This is a genomic window from Zavarzinia compransoris (genome assembly GCF_003173055.1).
In the GTDB taxonomy this organism is placed as follows: Bacteria; Pseudomonadota; Alphaproteobacteria; order Zavarziniales; family Zavarziniaceae; genus Zavarzinia; species Zavarzinia compransoris.
Genome location: NZ_QGLF01000002.1, coordinates 505,633 through 522,114, shown reverse-complemented (window position 1 = coordinate 522,114; position 16,482 = coordinate 505,633). Strand labels below are relative to the sequence as shown.

The following is a 16,482-nucleotide window of genomic DNA, read 5'->3' as shown; positions in this document are numbered from 1 at the left end:
ATGGCGGCCCCCGCCCTCGCCCTTCTCGGCGGCCCCCCGGTCTGGAGCCGCGGCTGGCCGTCCTGGCCGCTGACCGGCCCCGCCACCGGCCGGCACCTGCTCGACGTGCTCGATAGCGGGCGCTGGGCGGTCAGCGGCCCTTGGACCGGCCGGGAAAGCTGGAACCGGCGCTTCTGCCGGCGCTTTGCCGATTATATCGGCGTCCGCTTCTGCCACACGGTCGATCACGGCTCCTCCGCCCTTCTGGCCGCCTTCCTGGCCCTCGACCTCGGGCCGGGGGACGAGGTGATCGTGCCCGGGCTGACCTGGGTCGCCTGCGCCTCCGCCGTTCTCCGGGTCGGGGCGACGCCGGTCCTGGTCGATATTTCCCCGGATACGCTGTGCCTTGATCCGGCGGCGGTGGAAGCCGCGATCACGCCGCGCAGCCGCTGCATCCTGATGGTCCATCTCTACAGCTGCATGGCCGATGTCGAGGCGATCGGCGCGCTGGCCGCCCGCCACGGCCTTGCCGTGGTCGAGGATTGCGCCCAGGCCCATGGCGCCACCTGGGCCGGCCGCCGGGCCGGCAGCTTCGGCCGCATCGCCGCCTTCAGCATGCAGCAGGGCAAGGTGCTGACCGCCGGCGAGGGCGGCGCCGTCCTGACCGACGACCCGGTCCTTGCCGACCGGCTGGAGCGCCTGGGCAGCGACGGCCGGCGCGTAAGCCGCACCCCGCCCCGCCCGGGCCGGCCCGACCTCGATGAAGTCGGCGGGCTGCAAGGCATGAACCTGTGTCTTTCGGAGTTCCAGGCCGCCCTCCTCTGCGACGGCCTCGACCGGCTGGAGGCGCAGACCGAAACGCGGACCACCCGCGCCGCCGGCCTCGACCGCGCGCTCGGCGCCTTGCCCCTGCTCGAAACCCTGCGGCCCCATGCCGGCAACGACCGGCGGGCCTATTACCACTATGCCATCCGCCTCGCCCCCGCGGTTACCGGGCAGGTCACGGCCGCGCGCGTCTGCGATGCCCTGGGGGCCGAATTGGGGACCTGGGTCCATGGCCCCTACACGCCCCTATCCCGCCATCCCCTGTTCGCGCCCGGAACCCTGCGCGCCCTGCCCGCCGGCCTGCCCGCGCCGGCGCTGCCGGTGGCCGAGGCGGAGGCTGGCCGCACCGTCCTGCTCCATCACGCGCTCCTGCTGGCGGGGGAGGATGCGATGGCGGCCATCGCCGAAGCCTTCGCCAAGGTGCTCGGCCGGCTCGACGCGCTGGCGGGGGCGTGAGATGCAGCCGATCCCGCGGGCGCGCCTGATGGTCGGCACGGCCGGCTTCGGCGCCTGGATCGGCGAGGCCCGGGCGCATGACATCGTCGGGCGGGCGCTCGCCCTCGGGCTTCGCCGCTTCGACACCGCCGCGAGCTATGGCGCCGCCGAAGCGATCCTGGGCGCCGCCCTGGCCGGCCGGGGGACGGCGGTCGGGATCGCCACCAAGATCAGCCCGGAGGCCGACCTGGACCTTTGCCGGCCCCTGCCCGGCCAGATCCTCGCCCTGGTCGAGCGCAGCCTGCACCGGCTGCGCCGGGACCGCCTCGATCTCCTGCAATGGCATGATCCCCTGCCGCCGGCCCTGGCCGGGCCGGCCTTCGCGACCCTGGCCGACCTGCGCCGCCAGGGCCTGATCGGGGCCATCGGCCTGTGCAACCACGACCTCGCGGCGCTGGACGCGGTGCCGGACATCGCCGGCACCGCCCCCGTCCTGCTCCAGAACCAGCACAGCCTGCTGCACTCCGACCTGACGCCGGGCCTGACGGCACGCTGCGCCGGGCGCGGGCTGGCGGTCTGGGCCTGGTCGCCGCTGGCCGGCGGGCTGTTGGCGGGGCGCTATGGCGTGGCCGACCCCCGCCCCGCGGGCTCACGCGCGGCCCGGGGCGGCTGGCTGCCGGTCGGCGACACCGGGCCGCTGCTGCCGGCCCTCGACGCGCTGAAGGCAAGGCATGGCGGTGGCCTGGCCCGGGCCGCCCTCGACTGGGTGCTGGCAACGCCCGGGGTGACGGGCGCAATCCTCGGCCCGTCGCGGCCGGAACATCTCGATCTCATCGGGCCGGCGGACCCGGGCGGGGATCAGGAACGGGCGGCGACCACGATCTGGTAGACCAGGCCGCCCATTTCCGCGCGGTAGCGGGCGAGGACCGGCAGGCGGTCGCGGGCGCGGGCGAAAGCCTCGTCCAGCAGGCGCTTGGACGAACTGGTGACGATGGCGCGGCCGCCCGGCACCAGGAAGCGGGCGGCATTCTTCGCCACCCCGGTATAGAGCGCGTCCAGTTCCTCGCGCGGCTGGCGCACCCTGATGCCGAACGGCAGGTTGGAGAGCACGGTCCGGCACGGCGCCCAGAGTTCCGGATCGGCGCCATTGCCGAGCTGGAAGCGGAACGGCCCCGGCCGGTCCTGAAGATTGGCGGCGAAGGCCTGCCCGGCCCGGGCGCTGATATCGATGCCGAGCGCCTCCGCCTCGCCCGAGAAAGCCAAGCGTTCGGCCAGCAATGTGCCGCTGCCGCAGGTCGGATCGAGGGCGAGGCCGCCCTCGGCCGGCGGTGCCAGCCGCACCATGGCCGCCGCCAGCACCGGGTTGATCGAGGCGCCGACATCGTCGCGCCGGTAGGGAAAGCGCTCCTTGACCGAGATCGACGGCCCGAGCAGGAGCAGGACCTCGCCCTCGACCGTCGCCAGCCGCAGGGTGAGGCGGTAATCCGACGGGACATTGCGCAGGCGCAGGGTCTTGGACGCCAGGAGCCTGGCGCCCAGGCGCCGGGCCGCCTCGGATTCATCCTTCGGGCAATTCAGCCAATAGGGCTGGTCGGCGAGGTCGAACGCCTCGACCGCCCCATTCAGCGCCTGTTCGGCCCGGGCGGCGTCGCCGGCCTCGCCGAGCTTTCCCGCCAGCACGAAACTGCCGAAGGACCAGAGCGGCGCCGCGCGCAGCGCCGCGGCCAGACGCTCGGCCGCCGTTTTATCGGACTGGAGGAAGCCGGGGCCGAGCGGCTTCAGGCGCAATTGCCCCTCGCGCCGGGCGATCCCGGCGCAGGCACCTTCGAGCCCCTTGGGCACGGCGAAGACGACCGGCCAGCGGTCGAGCCCCCGCTCCCAGGCGCCGACGGCCGAGGGCGCGACGGTGTGCAGTTCAACGCTCATCGCAAGGCCCGCCGCCGCAGGGCAAGCGGGCCCCCTCCGGCAATCCTCAAGCGGCCTGCTTCAGGTGGCGCGCGACCAGGATTTCGGCGATCTGCACGGCGTTCAGCGCCGCCCCCTTGCGCAGGTTGTCCGAGACGCACCAGAGCGCCAGGCCCTTGCCGTCGGCAACGGTCGGGTCGCGGCGGATGCGCGAGACGAAGGTGGCGTAATCGCCCACGCATTCGAGCGGGGTGATATAGCCGCCGTCCTCGCGCCGGTCGACGACCATCAGGCCCGGCGCCTCGCGCAGGATCTCGCGGGCCTGGTCGACGGTGATCGGGTTCTCGAACTCGATGTTCACCGCTTCCGAATGGCCGACGAAGACCGGCACACGCACGCAGGTGGCGGTCAGCGCGATATCGGGATCGAGGATCTTCCGGGTCTCCGCCGCCATCTTCCACTCTTCCTTGGTGAAGCCGTCATCCATGAAGACGTCGATGTGGGGGATGACGTTGAAGGCGATCTGCTTCGGGAATTTCTTCGGCTCGACCGTGTCGTTCACGAAGAGGCCGCGGGTCTGGTTGAAAAGCTCGTCCATGCCCTTGTTGCCGGCGCCCGAGACCGATTGATAGGTCGAGACGACGACGCGGCGGATCTTCGCGAAATCATGCAGCGGCTTCAGTGCCACGACGAGCTGCGCGGTCGAGCAGTTCGGGTTGGCGATGATGTTGCGCTTGCGGAAATTGCCGAGCGCATGGGCATTCACTTCCGGCACGATGAGCGGGACATCCGGCTCCATGCGGAAATGCGAGGAATTGTCGACGACGACGCAGCCGGCCGCCGCCACCTTGGGCGCCCACTTGGCCGAGACCGAACCGCCGGCCGAAAACAGCGCGATATCGGTGCCGCGGAAGTCGTAATCCTCCAGCGACTGGATTTTCAGGGTAGTCTCGCCGTAACTGACTTCGGTGCCGATCGATTTGGGCGACGCCAGCGCCGCCACGGTGTCAGCGGGAAACTGACGCTCGGCAAGGATGTTCAGCATTTCGCGACCGACTTGACCGGTCGCGCCAACGACGGCGACTTTCCAACCCATCGTCCCAGATCCTCAATCAAAAGGTGATCCGCCATTCACGGAATGGCCGGGCGCACGGGGATACCCCGATGCGACCGCGCACAATAGGGCAAAAGCGCCGCACCGCAAGCGCCGAACGCGCAGGCACGCCCTGCGGCCGGCGAATTCCGGCCTCAGGCCTGTTTCTCGACCCGCTTCAAGCCCCAGCGCAAGGTCGCCCGCCCGGCATCGAGCGAGCCGGTGACGGCGATCTGCTCGGCCCGGCGCGGCGGGCCGTAATCGGCGATGCTGACCGATTCATCGAGGGCGACATGGCCGCCCAGGGCGCGGAACTGCCAGCCCTCGCCGGACGGCGTGCGCAGCAGCACGCTCGACCCGTCGCCGGTCATGGTGGCGCGGACATCGGGGGCAAGGTGGAAACGCAGCGCGAAGGGCAGGCTGCGGCCGGGGGCCCGGCCGCGCGGCTCCACCCGGTCCTCGCCCCGGATCTCGCCGCCTTCGACGTCGAGCCAGATCGAGCGGCGGTGAATGAGGCCGAGACGGGGGCCATAGCCGGAATGGCTGGCCTCGACCCAGATCTGGCCCTCCGCCTCGTTGCGGGTGGCGGTGGTCGCCATCGCCGGCAGCGCGGGGCGGAAGCCGATATCCCGGTCCTCGACCGGGACCCAGGCATTCTGGTCGTCCAGGGTCATGGTCGAATGGGCGGCGGTCGCCCGGCCCACCCGCTGCCAGTCGCCGTCGCGGCCCGGCGCGGCGCCGCAGGAAACGATCAGCCGGTCGCGCCCCGCGCTCATCTCGAAGGCGAGCGGCGCGATATGGGCGGCACCGGACTGGCCCGGCGGCGGCGGCGCACCGACATCGAACAGGACGGTGAATTTCCGCCCCTCCAGCCGCTCGAAGCCGATATGGGGCAGGCGCGCCGGCGCCTTGCCGCGCGGCGCCGCCAGGGCGAGAATATCGTCGATATGGGCGGTCCGGCCCGGCCGCGCGCCGTGGAAGGTGGCGAGCTTGCCGTCGCCCAGGCGGAAGAAGCGCACCGCCGGGGTCAGGCGGTCGATCGCCCGGGTCAGGGCCAGGCTCGGCACCTGGCCGGCCGCGGCCAGCGCGCCGCGGATGCGCACCAGCATCTCGAGGACGGCGAGGTGATCGTTCGGGTTGCGGCTGGCGATGCCGCCGTCGGCCAGGATCAGCTCGCCCAGCGTATCGTCCAGGCGGCGCAGGGCCCTGGCCAGCGGCCGGCCCCAATGCCCGAGCGCGAGCAGGCCGAGGGCAAGGCCGACCACCGCGTCGACCCGCGCCGGGCCCGCCGGCAGGGCCGGAAACACCCGGGCGATATAGCGCAGCTGCCGCATCAGCGCTTCGAGCATCGCCTCGCGGAGCGCGATATCGGCACCGTCCAGCAACAGCGCGAGATGGCCGACCCAGGCGGCGATGCGCCGCCCGGCAAGATCGGCCCGCCACCACCGGGCATCGAAGCGGCCATAGCGCTTCAGCCAGCCGTCCAGCAGGGCGCGGGCCTGGCGGCGGGCGGCATCGCCGTCGGCGGCGGTGAAATGGCGCAGCCAGTGGAAATCATGCAGCGCTTCCAGCCATTCGGGCGTGGCGCCGCCCAGCGTCCAGGGCGTCTGATGGGGCGAGAGCAGCAATTCCCCGGCAAAGCGGTAGCGGCCCTGGAACAGGGCATTGGCCTCGTCCGCCGAACCGGCGACCGGATCATATTGGACATTGAGCGCGAAGACAGCGGGCGCCCGCCCCAGGCTGGCCACCGACAGGCGGGAATTGGCCAGGCCGAGCAGCAGCCGGCGGCCGGCGGCCGCGGCCTTGGCGCGGGCCAGGCTGCGCTTGGTCCAGGCCGGGGGCAAACCCGGCAAGGTTGCATGCGTGGTGGGCCCCGTGGTCCCGGTCCTGGGGTCCGGCGCTTCGATGCCCGCTGCCCCGGTCGTCATCGCCTGGCCTCAGGCGCCGCCGCGCAGACGGCTGATATTGCCCGCATAGGCGGCAGGCCCGCCGGTGAAGCTGGCGGTGCCGGCGACGAGGACGTCGGCCCCGGCGGCGATCGCCTGGGGCGCGGTTTCGAGATTGATGCCGCCGTCGACCTCGAGGTCGATGGCCCGGCCGGTGGCGTCGATCAGCTTACGCAGGGCCCGGATCTTGTCGAGCTGGCTGGCGATGAAGCTCTGGCCGCCGAAACCGGGGTTGACCGACATGACCAGGATCAGGTCGACCATGTCGATCACGGTCTCGACCGCGGCGACCGGGGTCGCCGGGTTCAGCACCACGCCCGCCTTCACGCCCTGGGCCTTGATCGTCTGCAAGGTGCGGTGCAGGTGGGGCCCGGCTTCCGGGTGGACCGAGATGATATCGGCCCCGGCCTTGGCAAAGCCTTCGATGAAGAGATCGACCGGCGAGATCATCAGATGCACGTCGAAGGGCTTCTTCGTGTGCGGGCGCAGCGCGGCGACCACGGCCGGCCCGATGGTGATGTTGGGCACGAAATGGCCGTCCATCACGTCGACATGGATATAGTCGGCACCGGCGAGATCCATCGCGCGGACTTCCTCGCCCAGGCGGGCAAAGTCGGCGGAGAGAATCGACGGGGCGATGCGGGTGGCTTGCTGCATGACCTGCTCGTAACAGCTATGGCGGCGAATGCCAACCGGTTCAGACGCGAACCAGCCGGCTGGCGAAAAATCCGTCGAGTCCGCCGCGCTCCGGCCACAGGCTGGGCAGGGTGCGGAGGTCGCCGGCCGGGTTGATCGCCGCCGCCAGCCCCGGCACTTCGTCGGGCCGGATGGGGGCGCGGCGCAAGGGCGCGCCGGCGCCGAGCGCGGTCTCGATCACCCCCGGGCCCTCGCGCGGTTCGATCGAACAGGTGCAGAAGACCAGGGTGCCGCCGGGCGCCAGCATGTCGATCGCGGCGCGCAGCAGCTTGCCCTGGATGCGGGCCAGGGCGCGGGTATCCTCGACGCCCCGGTGCAGGGCGATATCCGGGTTGCGGCGCAGGGTGCCGGTCGCGCTGCACGGCGCATCGAGCAGGACGAAGGGCACCTTGTCCGCCGGCCGCCAGGCGGCGACATCGGCGACCACCGTCTCGGCGGCAAGGCCGAGGCGGGCCAGGTTTTCGTTCAGGCGCTCCACCCGCCCGCGGGCCTGGTCGACCGCCGTGACCACGGCCCCGGCCGCGGCCAGTTGCGCCGTCTTGCCGCCCGGGGCGGCGCAGAGATCGATCACCCGGGCGCCGGCGACATCGCCGAACAGGCGGGCCGGCAGGGCGGCGGCGGCATCCTGCACCCACCACGCCCCCTCGGCATAGCCGGGCAGGTCCGTCACCCGCCCGCTGCCGGCAAGGCGCAGCGAGCCGGTGGGCAGGACCTCGGCCCCCAGCCGCGCCGCCCAGTCGGCCCGGTCCAGCCCCGGCTTCAGGGTCAGATCGAGGGGCGGCTCCAACTGGTGGGCGGCGGCGATGGCGGCCGCCGTCTCGGCGCCATAGGCGGCGACCCAGCCCTGGAACAGCCAGTCCGGCGTCGACAGGAGAGCACGGTCGAGGCCGGCGGTGATCGTCCCGCCTTCCCGGTCCAGCCGGCGCAGCACCGCATTGGCCAACCCCTTGAGGCGGGCGAGGCCGCCGTCGACCAATTGCACCGTGGCGCCGACCGCGGCATGGGGCGGCACCTTGAGGATCAGGAGCTGGGCCGCGCCCAGGGCCAGAATGGCGCGCAGCCGGTCGGGCAGATGGCCGCCCGGCCGGTCCAGGCAGCGGTCGACCACCGCATGCAGAAAGCCCCACGAGCGGATCGCCGCCGCCGCCAGGGCATGGGCGAAGGCGCGGTCGCGCGGCTCCAGCCGGGGCAGCGCCGCCGACTGGTCGACGGCCTCGTCAAGCGGCAGGTCGCGGGCGATCACCGCCTCGATCAGCCCGAGGGCGGCGAAGCGGGCGGCCACGCCGGCAGGGCTCAGGCCCGCCGGGGCGGGATCGGTCATCGTGCGCTCGGCTTTCTCTGTTCAGCTCCAGGGTCCGGCCTGGCCCATCGCGATCGCCATGCGGCGCAGGCGCTCGATCCGGTTCTCCATCCGGGGATGGGTGGTGAATAGCCCATCCATGGCCCGGCCGTGAAGGGGATTGACGATGAAAAGATGGGCCGTGGCCGGATTGGCCTCCGCCGCCCGGTTCTCCACCCGCTCCGCGCCCCGGTGCAGGCGGGCCAGCGCCGAGGCGAGCCAGAGCGGCCGGCCGCAGATCTCGGCGCCGATGCGGTCGGCCTCGTATTCCCGGCTGCGCGAGATGGCGAATTGCACCATGGCGGCGGCCAGCGGCGCCAGCAGGGCGACCAGCAGGCCGGCGACCGGGCCCAGCGGATGGCTGCGCTCGCCGTCGTTCGAGGACGAGGAGGCGCCGAAGAACAGGGCGAAATTGGCCAGCATGCCGATGGCGCCCGCAATGGTCGCGGTGACGGTCATGACCAGCGTGTCGCGGTTCTTCACATGGGCCAATTCATGGGCCATCACGCCCGCCACTTCTTCCTCGCTGAGGAGGTTCAGAAGGCCGGTGGTGGCGGCGACTGCCGCATGGCCGGGGTCGCGGCCGGTGGCGAAGGCGTTCGGCTGCGCATTCTCGATCACATAGACCTTGGGCATCGGCAGGCCCGCATTGTCGGCAAGGCGGGCGACGATGGCATGAAGGCGCGGCGCCGCGGCCGCATCGACTTCCCGCGCGCCATACATCGACAGGACCATGCGATCCGAATTCCAATAGGCGAAGGCATTCATCGCCAGGGCGACCAGAAAGGCGATGACGAGCCCGTTCTGTCCGCCGACGAGCCAGCCGACGGCCAGGAACAGGCCCGTCAGCGCGGCCAGCAGCAAGGCGGTACGGACGTAACCCAAGAGACGGCTCCCCGATGAGGACCAGGGGCCGGCCCGGCGCTGGCCCTGCCTCACCATGTGGGTGGGCGGCGGGCGGGGATCAAGCATGCCCCGGTCGCCGGCCCTCATTGTGCCCCCGCCATTCATGGCTAATATATGGGCGGAGTAACGACGCCACGCCGTCCCGCCGGGACGGACCAGGACGGGAGCAGCGGGTGGGCGGCAGGTTCGCGGCACATGAGGGGCGCATCACGGGCGCGGGGCGCCGGCTTCTCGTACTGTCCCACGGCTTCGGCACCGACCAGGACGCGTGGCACGGCATCCGGCCCTGGGCGGACGCGCATTTCCGCACCCTGTCCTACAATCTGGCCGGGGCCGGGCCCGGGGGGGCGGCGACCTACGACCCGCGGCGCCATGCCTCGCTCTACGGCTATGTCGACGACCTGCTGGACCTTCTCGACGAACAGGCGGTCGAGCGCTGCATCTTCGTCGGCCATTCGGTCAGCGGCGTGATCGGCCTGGCCGCGGCGGTGGCCCGCCCGGCCCTGTTCAGCCGGCTGGTGCTGATCGGCGCCTCGGCCCGCTACCTGAACGACGGCGCCTATGCCGGCGGCTTCGACCAATCCGATCTCGACGGCCTCTACGCCGGGATGGCGGCGAATTACCAGGCCTGGTGCGCCGGTTTCGCCCCCGCCGTGGTCGGCGTGCCCGACGGCGAGGCGATCGCCGATTTTTCCCGCAGCCTTTTCGCCATGCGGCCCGATATCGCGCTCGCCACCTCGCGCACCATCTTCCAGTCCGACATGCGCGCCCTGGTGCCGCGCCTGGAACGTCCCGCCCACCTGATCCAGACGCGGGAAGACCTGGCCGTCCCCCTGGGCGCCGCGGAATGGCTGCAGCGGAACATCCCGGACGCCACCCTCGACGTCATCGAGGCCAGGGGCCACCTGCCCCATATGACCGCGCCCGCCAATGTCGTCGCCGTCCTGGCGCGGCACCTTGCCGGGACCGGAGACTGAAGCACCGTGCCCTTCTCAGGCAGCGACCGCTTGCCGCGCCTGCCCCAGGCGGGCGAAAGTGCCGGCCTCGGCGCCCTCACCACCTTCGTGCGGACGGCCAGCGGGGCCGATCTCGTCCTCGCCTTCGAGGCGGACGACACGGGTTTCGCCACCCCGCTGGCGGCCGATCCGCCGCCCCTGCCCGATGTCTTCGGCCTGCCCGAGCACGGTTTCGACCGGCTGGACTGGACCGACAGCCCGCGCCCGGCCGAGGGCCTGCACCTGCCGAGCGCGGTGCTGCTGGCGCTCGGCCGCCCGGCGGAACGCGTCCTGTTCGTGCCGACGCCGGTGCCCGGCGCCCCGCGCAGCGGTGTCCTGCTGCTCTGGGCCGCCAATGGCGCCCGGACCTGCATCTGCCCGTTCCGCGACGAGATCGGCCACGCCCCGGGGCTGCTGCGCCAGGTTTTCGGCCAGATGCTGGCCAGCCGGCGCGAGGCGCTGCACCGGCGCCTCAACCTCGGCCTGTTCCGCGACGTCTTCGACAGCGTGCCGGCCGGCATCGTCCTGATCGACGGCGGCGGCAACAATAATCTGGTCAACCGCCGCGCGGCCGAGCTTCTGGACCTGCCGGCGGGCCGGGTCGAGATCGCCCAGATCGCGGCCCGCATGACCGCGCTGCGCAGGGCCTGTACCAATGCCGAGGCGCTGGAGGCGCTCTATGCGCCCCATCAGGCCGACCCGAACTATGCCCTGGTCACCCTCTGGCAATGGGGGGAGCGCTGGCTGGAAGTGGACACCCATCCGGTTTCCGGCGACGGCCGCCTCGGCCGGGTCTGGCTGTTCGAGGATGTCACCCAGCGCCAGCACCAGGCGGCCGACCTCGAACGGGCCGCCCATTTCGATGCCCTGACCGGCCTCGTCAACCGGCACCGCTTCCACGCCCTGGCCGCGCCCCTGCTGCAACAGGCGGCACGCGAAGGCCACGACCTGTCGCTGCTGATGCTGGACCTCGATCATTTCAAGGCGGTGAACGACCGTTACGGCCATGCCGCCGGCGACCGGGTGCTGCGCGCCACCGCCGACCGGATGCGCGCCGCCCTGCGCGCCCGGGATATCGCCGCCCGCCTGGGCGGGGAGGAATTCGCCGCCCTGCTGCCCGGGACCGCGCCCGCCGATGCCCGGCTGATCGCCGAACGGCTGCGCGCGGCGATCGCCGCCGCCCCGGTCGAGGTCGGCGATGCGGCCATCGCGGTCACCGTCAGCATCGGCCTTGCCGGCGCCCGGCCGGGGGAGACGGAACTTGCCGCCGTCCTGGCCCGGGCGGACGAGGCGCTTTATGCCGCCAAGCGCGCGGGCCGCGACCGGGTCGCGGCCGCCGGCTGAGCTCGGCTCAGAAGCCCTGGCCGCCGAAACTCTCGGGCGCGGGGCGCACCGCCTGCGGGCCATAGGCCGTGACTTCCAGGATGGCGAGGCCGTGCTGCGGCGTGCCGTCGGCGCGGAAGCGGAACAGGCCGTCGACCCCGGCGAAACCATCGGGCGCGGTCAGCGCCTGGCCGGCATCGGCGAAACCGCCCGGCCGGCGCGACAGCAGCACGGCCAGGACCATGGCGTCATAGGCCTGGGCGGCGATGCGCGGCGGCCGGCGGCCATAGGTCGCCGAGAAATGGCTGGCGAAACGCTCGAACCGGTCCGGCGGCGGACCGGCGTACCAGCCGCCCAGGGTCAGGGGATCGGTGCCGAGATCGGTGCCCGACCATTGGTCGGTGCCGAGCAGGCGGATCTGGCGCGGATCGAAGCCGAGCCCGGCCAGCGTCGCCGTGACCTGGCGCAGCGCGGCGCCGCCCTCCGGCACGAACAGGGCGTCGATCGGCAGGCGGCCGTCGGGCCCGGGCGCGAACAGGGCGCGCAGGGCTTCGTTCGGTTGCAGGCTGCCGGAGCGGTAGCGTTCGATGGCGACGACATGGCCGCCCTGGGCGCTGACCGCGACATCGAAGGCCGCCCCCACCACTTCGCCATAGGCGCCCTGGGGAATCAGGGCGGCGAAGCGCTTGAGGCCGGCGCCGGCGGCATGGCCGACGATGGCGCTGACCTGTTCCTCGGGCATGAAGCCCATCAGGTAGACGCCGTTGCCCGCCGCCGCGCGGTCGGTGGAGAAGCCGAGCATGGGCACGCCCCGGCGCCGCGCGTCATTGGCCGCGGTCTTGACCGAGGTCGCCCCCAGGGGACCGACGACGATGCCGGCGCCGGCGCCCAGCACGTTCTGGGTGGCGCCCGCCGCGGTCGCCGCCGAGCCGCCGGCATCCGCCGGCAGCAGCTCGACATCCTGGGCGCCGAGGTCGAAGAGGGCGAGTTCGGCCGCATCCTGCAAGGCCTTGCCGGTTTCCGCCGCCTGCCCGCTCTGGGGCAGGACGAGGCCGATCCTGGCCAGCTGCGGCGCGGCCGGCTGGGGTGCCGGCACGGGAACGGCTGACGGCGGGGGGCTATTGCGGCTAGTGTCGGTCCCGGTCGTCGTGCAGCCGGCCATGACGAGGGCGACGAGGGCAATGAGGGATGAACGGAAACGAGGCCGAATTCGCGGCGGCAGAAAGCCCCGATGCGACGGATGGGGAAAACAGCGGGCCGCCGCCTGCGCCTGAGGATGCACCGGACAACACTCCTGGTCTCGAACCTTTGGACGGCCAAGGTAGCGGCGGCGGGCGCCCAAGTAAACCGCGCCCCGGCCTGCACCTCGTCGCCACGCCGATCGGCAACGCGCGCGACATCACCCTGCGCGCCCTCGACACCCTGCGGGGCGCCGATCTCGTGCTGTGCGAAGATACCCGCGTCACCAGCCGCCTGATGCAGATCCATGGCCTGCACAAGCCGCTGATGCCATATCACGACCACAACGCGGCGAAAGTACGGCCGGAGATCCTGCACCGGCTGGCCCAGGGCGCGGTGATCGCCCTGGTCTCGGACGCCGGCACGCCGATGATTTCCGATCCCGGCTACAAGCTGGTGGCCCAGGCGGTCGCCGCCGGCATCGCGGTCACCACCCTGCCCGGCCCGTCCTCGGTCCTGGCCGCGCTGACCCTGGCGGCCCTGCCGACCGACCGTTTCCTCTTCGCCGGCTTCCTGCCGCCGAAGACCGCCGCGCGCCGCGCCGCCCTCGAAGACCTGGCCGTCGTCGGGGCGACCCTGGTCTTCCTCGAATCGGCGCAGCGCCTGCCGGACATGCTGGCGGATGCGGCGGCGATGCTGGGCCCGCGCCCGGCCGCCGTCGCCCGCGAACTGACCAAATTGTTCGAGGAGGTGCGCCGCGATCCCCTGGACGCCCTGGCCCGCCATTACGAGACGGCGGGGCCGCCGAAGGGCGAGGTGGTGGTGGTGATCGGCCCGCCGGACGCGGCCGCCGCCCCCCTCGAGTCGGAGGTCGACCGGGCGCTGCTGGCCGAACTTGCCCATGCCGGGCCGTCCGCCGCCGCGGCCAAGGTCGCCGCCGCCTTCGGCCTGCCCCGGCGCCAGGTCTATGCCCGGGCCATGGCCCTGAAGGACCAGCCTTGAGTGCAAGGCGGCAAGCCCGGGCCCGCGGCCGGCTGGCAGAGGCGGCGGCGGCCCTGCTCCTCCGCCTCAAGGGCTATCGCATCCTGGAGCGCAACTGGCGCTCGCCGGCCGGCGAGATCGACATCGTCGCCCGACGCCGCCACACCCTCGCCTTCATCGAGGTGAAGCATCGCACCGCCATGGCCGAGGCCGGCGAAGCGATCGCCGGGCGCCAGCGGCTGCGCATCGCCCGGGCGGCCCAGCTCTATGTCGCGGGCCGGCCGGCGCTGGCGTCGCTCGACGCCCGCTTCGATGCAATCCTGGTGGTGCCCTGGCGGCCGCCCCTGCATATAAGGGATGCATGGCGAATCGGCTGAACCCGCCCTGAAGGACGACGCGAAACCATGACCAGCAAGACTATCGCCGCCTTGACCGCCCTCGGCCTCGCCGCCCCCGCGCTGGGGGGCTGCGTGGCGGCGGCGGTCGGCGCGGTCGGCACCGCCGGCTATGTCGCCGCGCAGAACCGCGCCCCCGGCCAGGTGGCCGACGACGCCGGCATCCGCATCTGCATCAACGACGCGCTGCTGAAGCGTTCGACCAGCCTTTTTACCAATGTCAGCACCGAAGTGGTGCGCGGCCGGGTGCTGCTGGTCGGCACCGTCGCTTCCGAGGCCGACTGCCAGGAGGCGACGGGCATCGCCCAGACCTGCGAGGGCGTGAAGGCGGTCGACAACCAGATCCAGCTGGCGGACGACGGCGGCGTCGGCGGCTATGCCAGCGACAGCTGGATCTCCGCCAAGGTGAAATCCAACCTCGTCACCGATTTCTCGCTGAACGGCTTTTCGATCGGGGTCGAAACCGTGAATGGCATCGTCTATCTTTCGGGCGTCGTGCGCCGTGAAGCCCAGCGCGACAAGGCGGTGGAGATCGCCCGCTCGATCTCCGGCGTGCAGAAGGTGGTCAGCGCCATCCAGGTTTCGCCCGAATAGGATCGAACATGCCGCGCCTCGAACCCGTGCCCCCCCTGCCCGACGAGATCGAGACCGCGCTCGACGCCGCCGGCCGCCTGGACGACCGTGCGATCGACCTGGCCGGCACGGCCCTGTTGCTCGCCGCCCTCGACCGGCCGGGGATCTCGCTCGGGAAATACCGCGGGCACCTGGACGACCTGGTGGCGGCGGTGCGCGATTCCGGGGCGACCACCGCGATCGAGGTCGCGGGCGCCCTGCAACGGGTGTTCGGCGACCGTTTCGGCTATGACGGCGACCGCCTGACCTATGACGACCCGCAGAACGCCAACCTGATCCGGGTCATCGACCGGCGCAAGGGCCTGCCGGTCGCGCTCGGCGTCCTCTATGCCCATGCCGCCCGGGGCGCCGGCTTCGCCCTCGACGGCCTCGCCTTTCCCGGGCATTTCCTGATGCGCCTCGACGTCCGGGGCGAGCGCCTGATCCTCGATCCCTTCAACGGCGGCCGCGTTCTCGACATCATGGAATTGCGCCGGCTGGCGAAGCAATTGATGGGCCCCGACCAGGAGCTGACCCCGGCCCTGACCGATACGGTGGGCAACCGGGCGATCCTGCTCCGCCTCCAGAACAACCTGAAAAGCCGCGCCCAGACCGACGGCAACGTCGAGCGGGTGGGGCAGCTGACGCGCTCCATGCTGCGCCTGGCGCCTGACGATGCCGCCCTCTGGCTCGACTACGGCAAGGCGCAGCACGGCCTCGGCCGGCTGGGCGCCGCGGCAAAGGCGCTCGAGAACTGCATCGAGCATTCCCTCGACGGTTTCGAGACGATCGAGGCCCAGCGCCTGCTGGAGCAATGGCGCCGCAGCCTGAACTGACAGACCCGCACATTCAAAGACAAGGCACGATCATGGCCCTTTCCGTCGCCATCCAGATGGACCCGGTGGAGTCCTTCGACATCGCCGTCGACTCGACCTTCCGCCTGGGGCTGGAAGCCCAGGCGCGGGGCCACAAGCTCTGCTACTACCTGCCGCGCGACCTGTCGCTGAAGGACGGCAAGGTCGTCGCCTTCGCCCGCGACCTCGAACTGCGGCGCGAGACCGGCAACCATTTCACCGCCGGGCCGGGACGCGAGATCGACCTTGCAAGCGTCGATGTCGTCCTGATGCGCCAGGATCCGCCCTTCGACATGGCCTATATCACCGCGACCCATATCCTCGAACATATCCACCCCAAGACCCTGGTGGTGAACGATCCGGTCGAGGTGCGGAACGCGCCGGAAAAACTCTTCGTCACCCGTTTCCCGCAACTGATGCCGCCGACCCTGATCACCTCGCGGAAAGCCGAGGTCGAGGCCTTCCGCGAGACCCACAAGGACATCATCGTGAAGCCGCTGTTCGGCAACGGCGGCGCCGGCGTCTTCCACCTGAAGCCGGGCGACGAGAACCTGGGCAGCCTGCTCGAGACCTTCACCCAGCTCTACCGCGAGCCGATCATCGTCCAGCGCTACCTGCCCGAGGTCCGCAAAGGCGACAAGCGCATCATCCTGGTCGACGGCAAGCCGGTGGGCGCCATCAACCGCGTGCCCGCCGCGGGCGAGGCGCGCTCGAACCTCCACGTCGGCGGCACCGCCGTGCGCAGCAGCCTGACCCCGCGCGAGATCGAGATCTGCGACACCATCGGCCCGGTGCTGGCGGAAAAGGGCCAGATCTTCGTCGGCATCGACGTGATCGGCGACTATCTGACCGAGATCAACGTCACCAGCCCGACCGGCATCCAGCAGATCGAAACCTTCGACGGCACAAATGTCGCAGCCCTGATCTGGGCAGCGATCGAGAATCGGCGCGCCCGGTAACGCTTTCTTCACTTCCCCGGCGCTCCATATCCCTAAAATTTATAGGGGTATGCAGCACCG

General features: G+C 71.8%; 16 protein-coding genes. 9 read left to right on the top strand and 7 right to left on the bottom strand.

Translation table 11 applies throughout. The features are described from left to right. Entirely contained in the window at positions 1-1,260 is a 1,260-nt protein-coding gene (locus tag DKG75_RS08330; protein ID WP_109920621.1) for a DegT/DnrJ/EryC1/StrS family aminotransferase, read from the top strand. Between the two features lies 1 nt (position 1,261). Beyond that, positions 1,262-2,128 carry an aldo/keto reductase gene (locus DKG75_RS08325; RefSeq protein WP_166646409.1) on the top strand — a complete coding sequence of 289 codons (867 nt, stop codon included), beginning with the start codon at positions 1,262-1,264 and terminating at the stop codon, positions 2,126-2,128. On the opposite strand, the gene DKG75_RS08320 is transcribed toward DKG75_RS08325, so the two are convergent. From DKG75_RS08320 to htpX, 6 genes are all read right to left on the bottom strand, one after another. Next, positions 2,098-3,165 carry a methyltransferase gene (locus DKG75_RS08320; protein WP_109920619.1) on the bottom strand — a complete coding sequence of 356 codons (1,068 nt, stop codon included), beginning with the start codon at positions 3,163-3,165 and terminating at the stop codon, positions 2,098-2,100. The two genes, DKG75_RS08325 and DKG75_RS08320, sit on opposite strands and share 31 nt — an antisense overlap. A gap of 46 nt (positions 3,166-3,211) precedes the next feature. Next, positions 3,212-4,240 (bottom strand): aspartate-semialdehyde dehydrogenase, encoded by a 1,029-nt coding sequence (locus DKG75_RS08315; RefSeq protein WP_109920618.1) that lies wholly within the window; start codon positions 4,238-4,240, stop codon positions 3,212-3,214. A gap of 152 nt (positions 4,241-4,392) precedes the next feature. Further along, complete coding sequence (locus DKG75_RS08310) at positions 4,393-6,090, bottom strand: heparinase II/III family protein (protein ID WP_133636846.1); 1,698 nt, start codon at positions 6,088-6,090, stop codon at positions 4,393-4,395. 84 nt (positions 6,091-6,174) lie between these two features. Continuing rightward, positions 6,175-6,840 carry a ribulose-phosphate 3-epimerase gene (rpe, locus tag DKG75_RS08305; protein WP_109920616.1) on the bottom strand — a complete coding sequence of 222 codons (666 nt, stop codon included), beginning with the start codon at positions 6,838-6,840 and terminating at the stop codon, positions 6,175-6,177. A gap of 40 nt (positions 6,841-6,880) precedes the next feature. Further along, a complete protein-coding gene (locus DKG75_RS08300; RefSeq protein ID WP_109920615.1) occupies positions 6,881-8,200 on the bottom strand; it encodes an RsmB/NOP family class I SAM-dependent RNA methyltransferase in 1,320 nt (439 codons plus the stop codon). 21 nt (positions 8,201-8,221) lie between these two features. Further along, a complete protein-coding gene (gene htpX / locus DKG75_RS08295) occupies positions 8,222-9,103 on the bottom strand; it encodes a zinc metalloprotease HtpX (protein ID WP_109920614.1) in 882 nt (293 codons plus the stop codon). Between the two features lie 194 nt (positions 9,104-9,297). Between htpX and DKG75_RS08290 the strand changes: the two genes are divergently transcribed. Further along, positions 9,298-10,101: an alpha/beta fold hydrolase gene (locus DKG75_RS08290; RefSeq protein WP_208111987.1), complete on the top strand. Its 804-nt coding sequence runs from the start codon at positions 9,298-9,300 to the stop codon at positions 10,099-10,101. 6 nt (positions 10,102-10,107) lie between these two features. Continuing rightward, positions 10,108-11,463 carry a GGDEF domain-containing protein gene (locus DKG75_RS08285; RefSeq protein WP_133636848.1) on the top strand — a complete coding sequence of 452 codons (1,356 nt, stop codon included), beginning with the start codon at positions 10,108-10,110 and terminating at the stop codon, positions 11,461-11,463. A gap of 7 nt (positions 11,464-11,470) precedes the next feature. Here the strand turns inward: DKG75_RS08285 and DKG75_RS08280 are convergent, their stop codons facing one another. Next, complete coding sequence (locus DKG75_RS08280; RefSeq protein WP_166646410.1) at positions 11,471-12,538, bottom strand: penicillin-binding protein activator; 1,068 nt, start codon at positions 12,536-12,538, stop codon at positions 11,471-11,473. A gap of 92 nt (positions 12,539-12,630) precedes the next feature. Here DKG75_RS08280 and rsmI point away from each other — a divergent pair, with 92 nt between their 5' ends. From rsmI to gshB, 5 genes are read left to right on the top strand one after another with little or no spacing between them, the layout of a single operon-like run. After that, positions 12,631-13,623 carry a 16S rRNA (cytidine(1402)-2'-O)-methyltransferase gene (rsmI, locus tag DKG75_RS08275; RefSeq protein WP_109920610.1) on the top strand — a complete coding sequence of 331 codons (993 nt, stop codon included), beginning with the start codon at positions 12,631-12,633 and terminating at the stop codon, positions 13,621-13,623. Then, a complete protein-coding gene (locus DKG75_RS08270) occupies positions 13,620-13,979 on the top strand; it encodes a YraN family protein (protein ID WP_109920609.1) in 360 nt (119 codons plus the stop codon). The genes rsmI and DKG75_RS08270 overlap by 4 nt, the downstream gene beginning before the upstream one ends. Before the next feature lie 27 nt (positions 13,980-14,006). After that, positions 14,007-14,591, top strand: coding sequence for a BON domain-containing protein (locus DKG75_RS08265; RefSeq protein ID WP_109920608.1), 585 nt, complete (start codon positions 14,007-14,009; stop codon positions 14,589-14,591). 8 nt (positions 14,592-14,599) lie between these two features. Next, positions 14,600-15,445: a SirB1 family protein gene (locus DKG75_RS08260; protein ID WP_109920607.1), complete on the top strand. Its 846-nt coding sequence runs from the start codon at positions 14,600-14,602 to the stop codon at positions 15,443-15,445. A 32-nt stretch (positions 15,446-15,477) separates the two neighbouring features. Continuing rightward, positions 15,478-16,422: a glutathione synthase gene (gshB, locus tag DKG75_RS08255; protein WP_109920606.1), complete on the top strand. Its 945-nt coding sequence runs from the start codon at positions 15,478-15,480 to the stop codon at positions 16,420-16,422. Positions 16,423-16,482: the final 60 nt, after the last annotated feature.

Coding starts and splice junctions, on each gene's coding strand:
- DKG75_RS08265 (WP_109920608.1), top strand. CDS start 14,007: ATGACCAGCAAGACTATCGCCGCCTTGACCGCCCTCGGCCTCGCCGCC.
- DKG75_RS08325 (WP_166646409.1), top strand. CDS start 1,262: ATGCAGCCGATCCCGCGGGCGCGCCTGATGGTCGGCACGGCCGGCTTC.
- DKG75_RS08330 (WP_109920621.1), top strand. CDS start 1: ATGGCGGCCCCCGCCCTCGCCCTTCTCGGCGGCCCCCCGGTCTGGAGC.
- DKG75_RS08315 (WP_109920618.1), bottom strand. CDS start 4,240: ATGGGTTGGAAAGTCGCCGTCGTTGGCGCGACCGGTCAAGTCGGTCGC.
- gshB (WP_109920606.1), top strand. CDS start 15,478: ATGGCCCTTTCCGTCGCCATCCAGATGGACCCGGTGGAGTCCTTCGAC.
- DKG75_RS08260 (WP_109920607.1), top strand. CDS start 14,600: ATGCCGCGCCTCGAACCCGTGCCCCCCCTGCCCGACGAGATCGAGACC.
- rsmI (WP_109920610.1), top strand. CDS start 12,631: ATGAACGGAAACGAGGCCGAATTCGCGGCGGCAGAAAGCCCCGATGCG.
- DKG75_RS08320 (WP_109920619.1), bottom strand. CDS start 3,165: ATGAGCGTTGAACTGCACACCGTCGCGCCCTCGGCCGTCGGCGCCTGG.
- rpe (WP_109920616.1), bottom strand. CDS start 6,840: ATGCAGCAAGCCACCCGCATCGCCCCGTCGATTCTCTCCGCCGACTTT.
- DKG75_RS08300 (WP_109920615.1), bottom strand. CDS start 8,200: ATGACCGATCCCGCCCCGGCGGGCCTGAGCCCTGCCGGCGTGGCCGCC.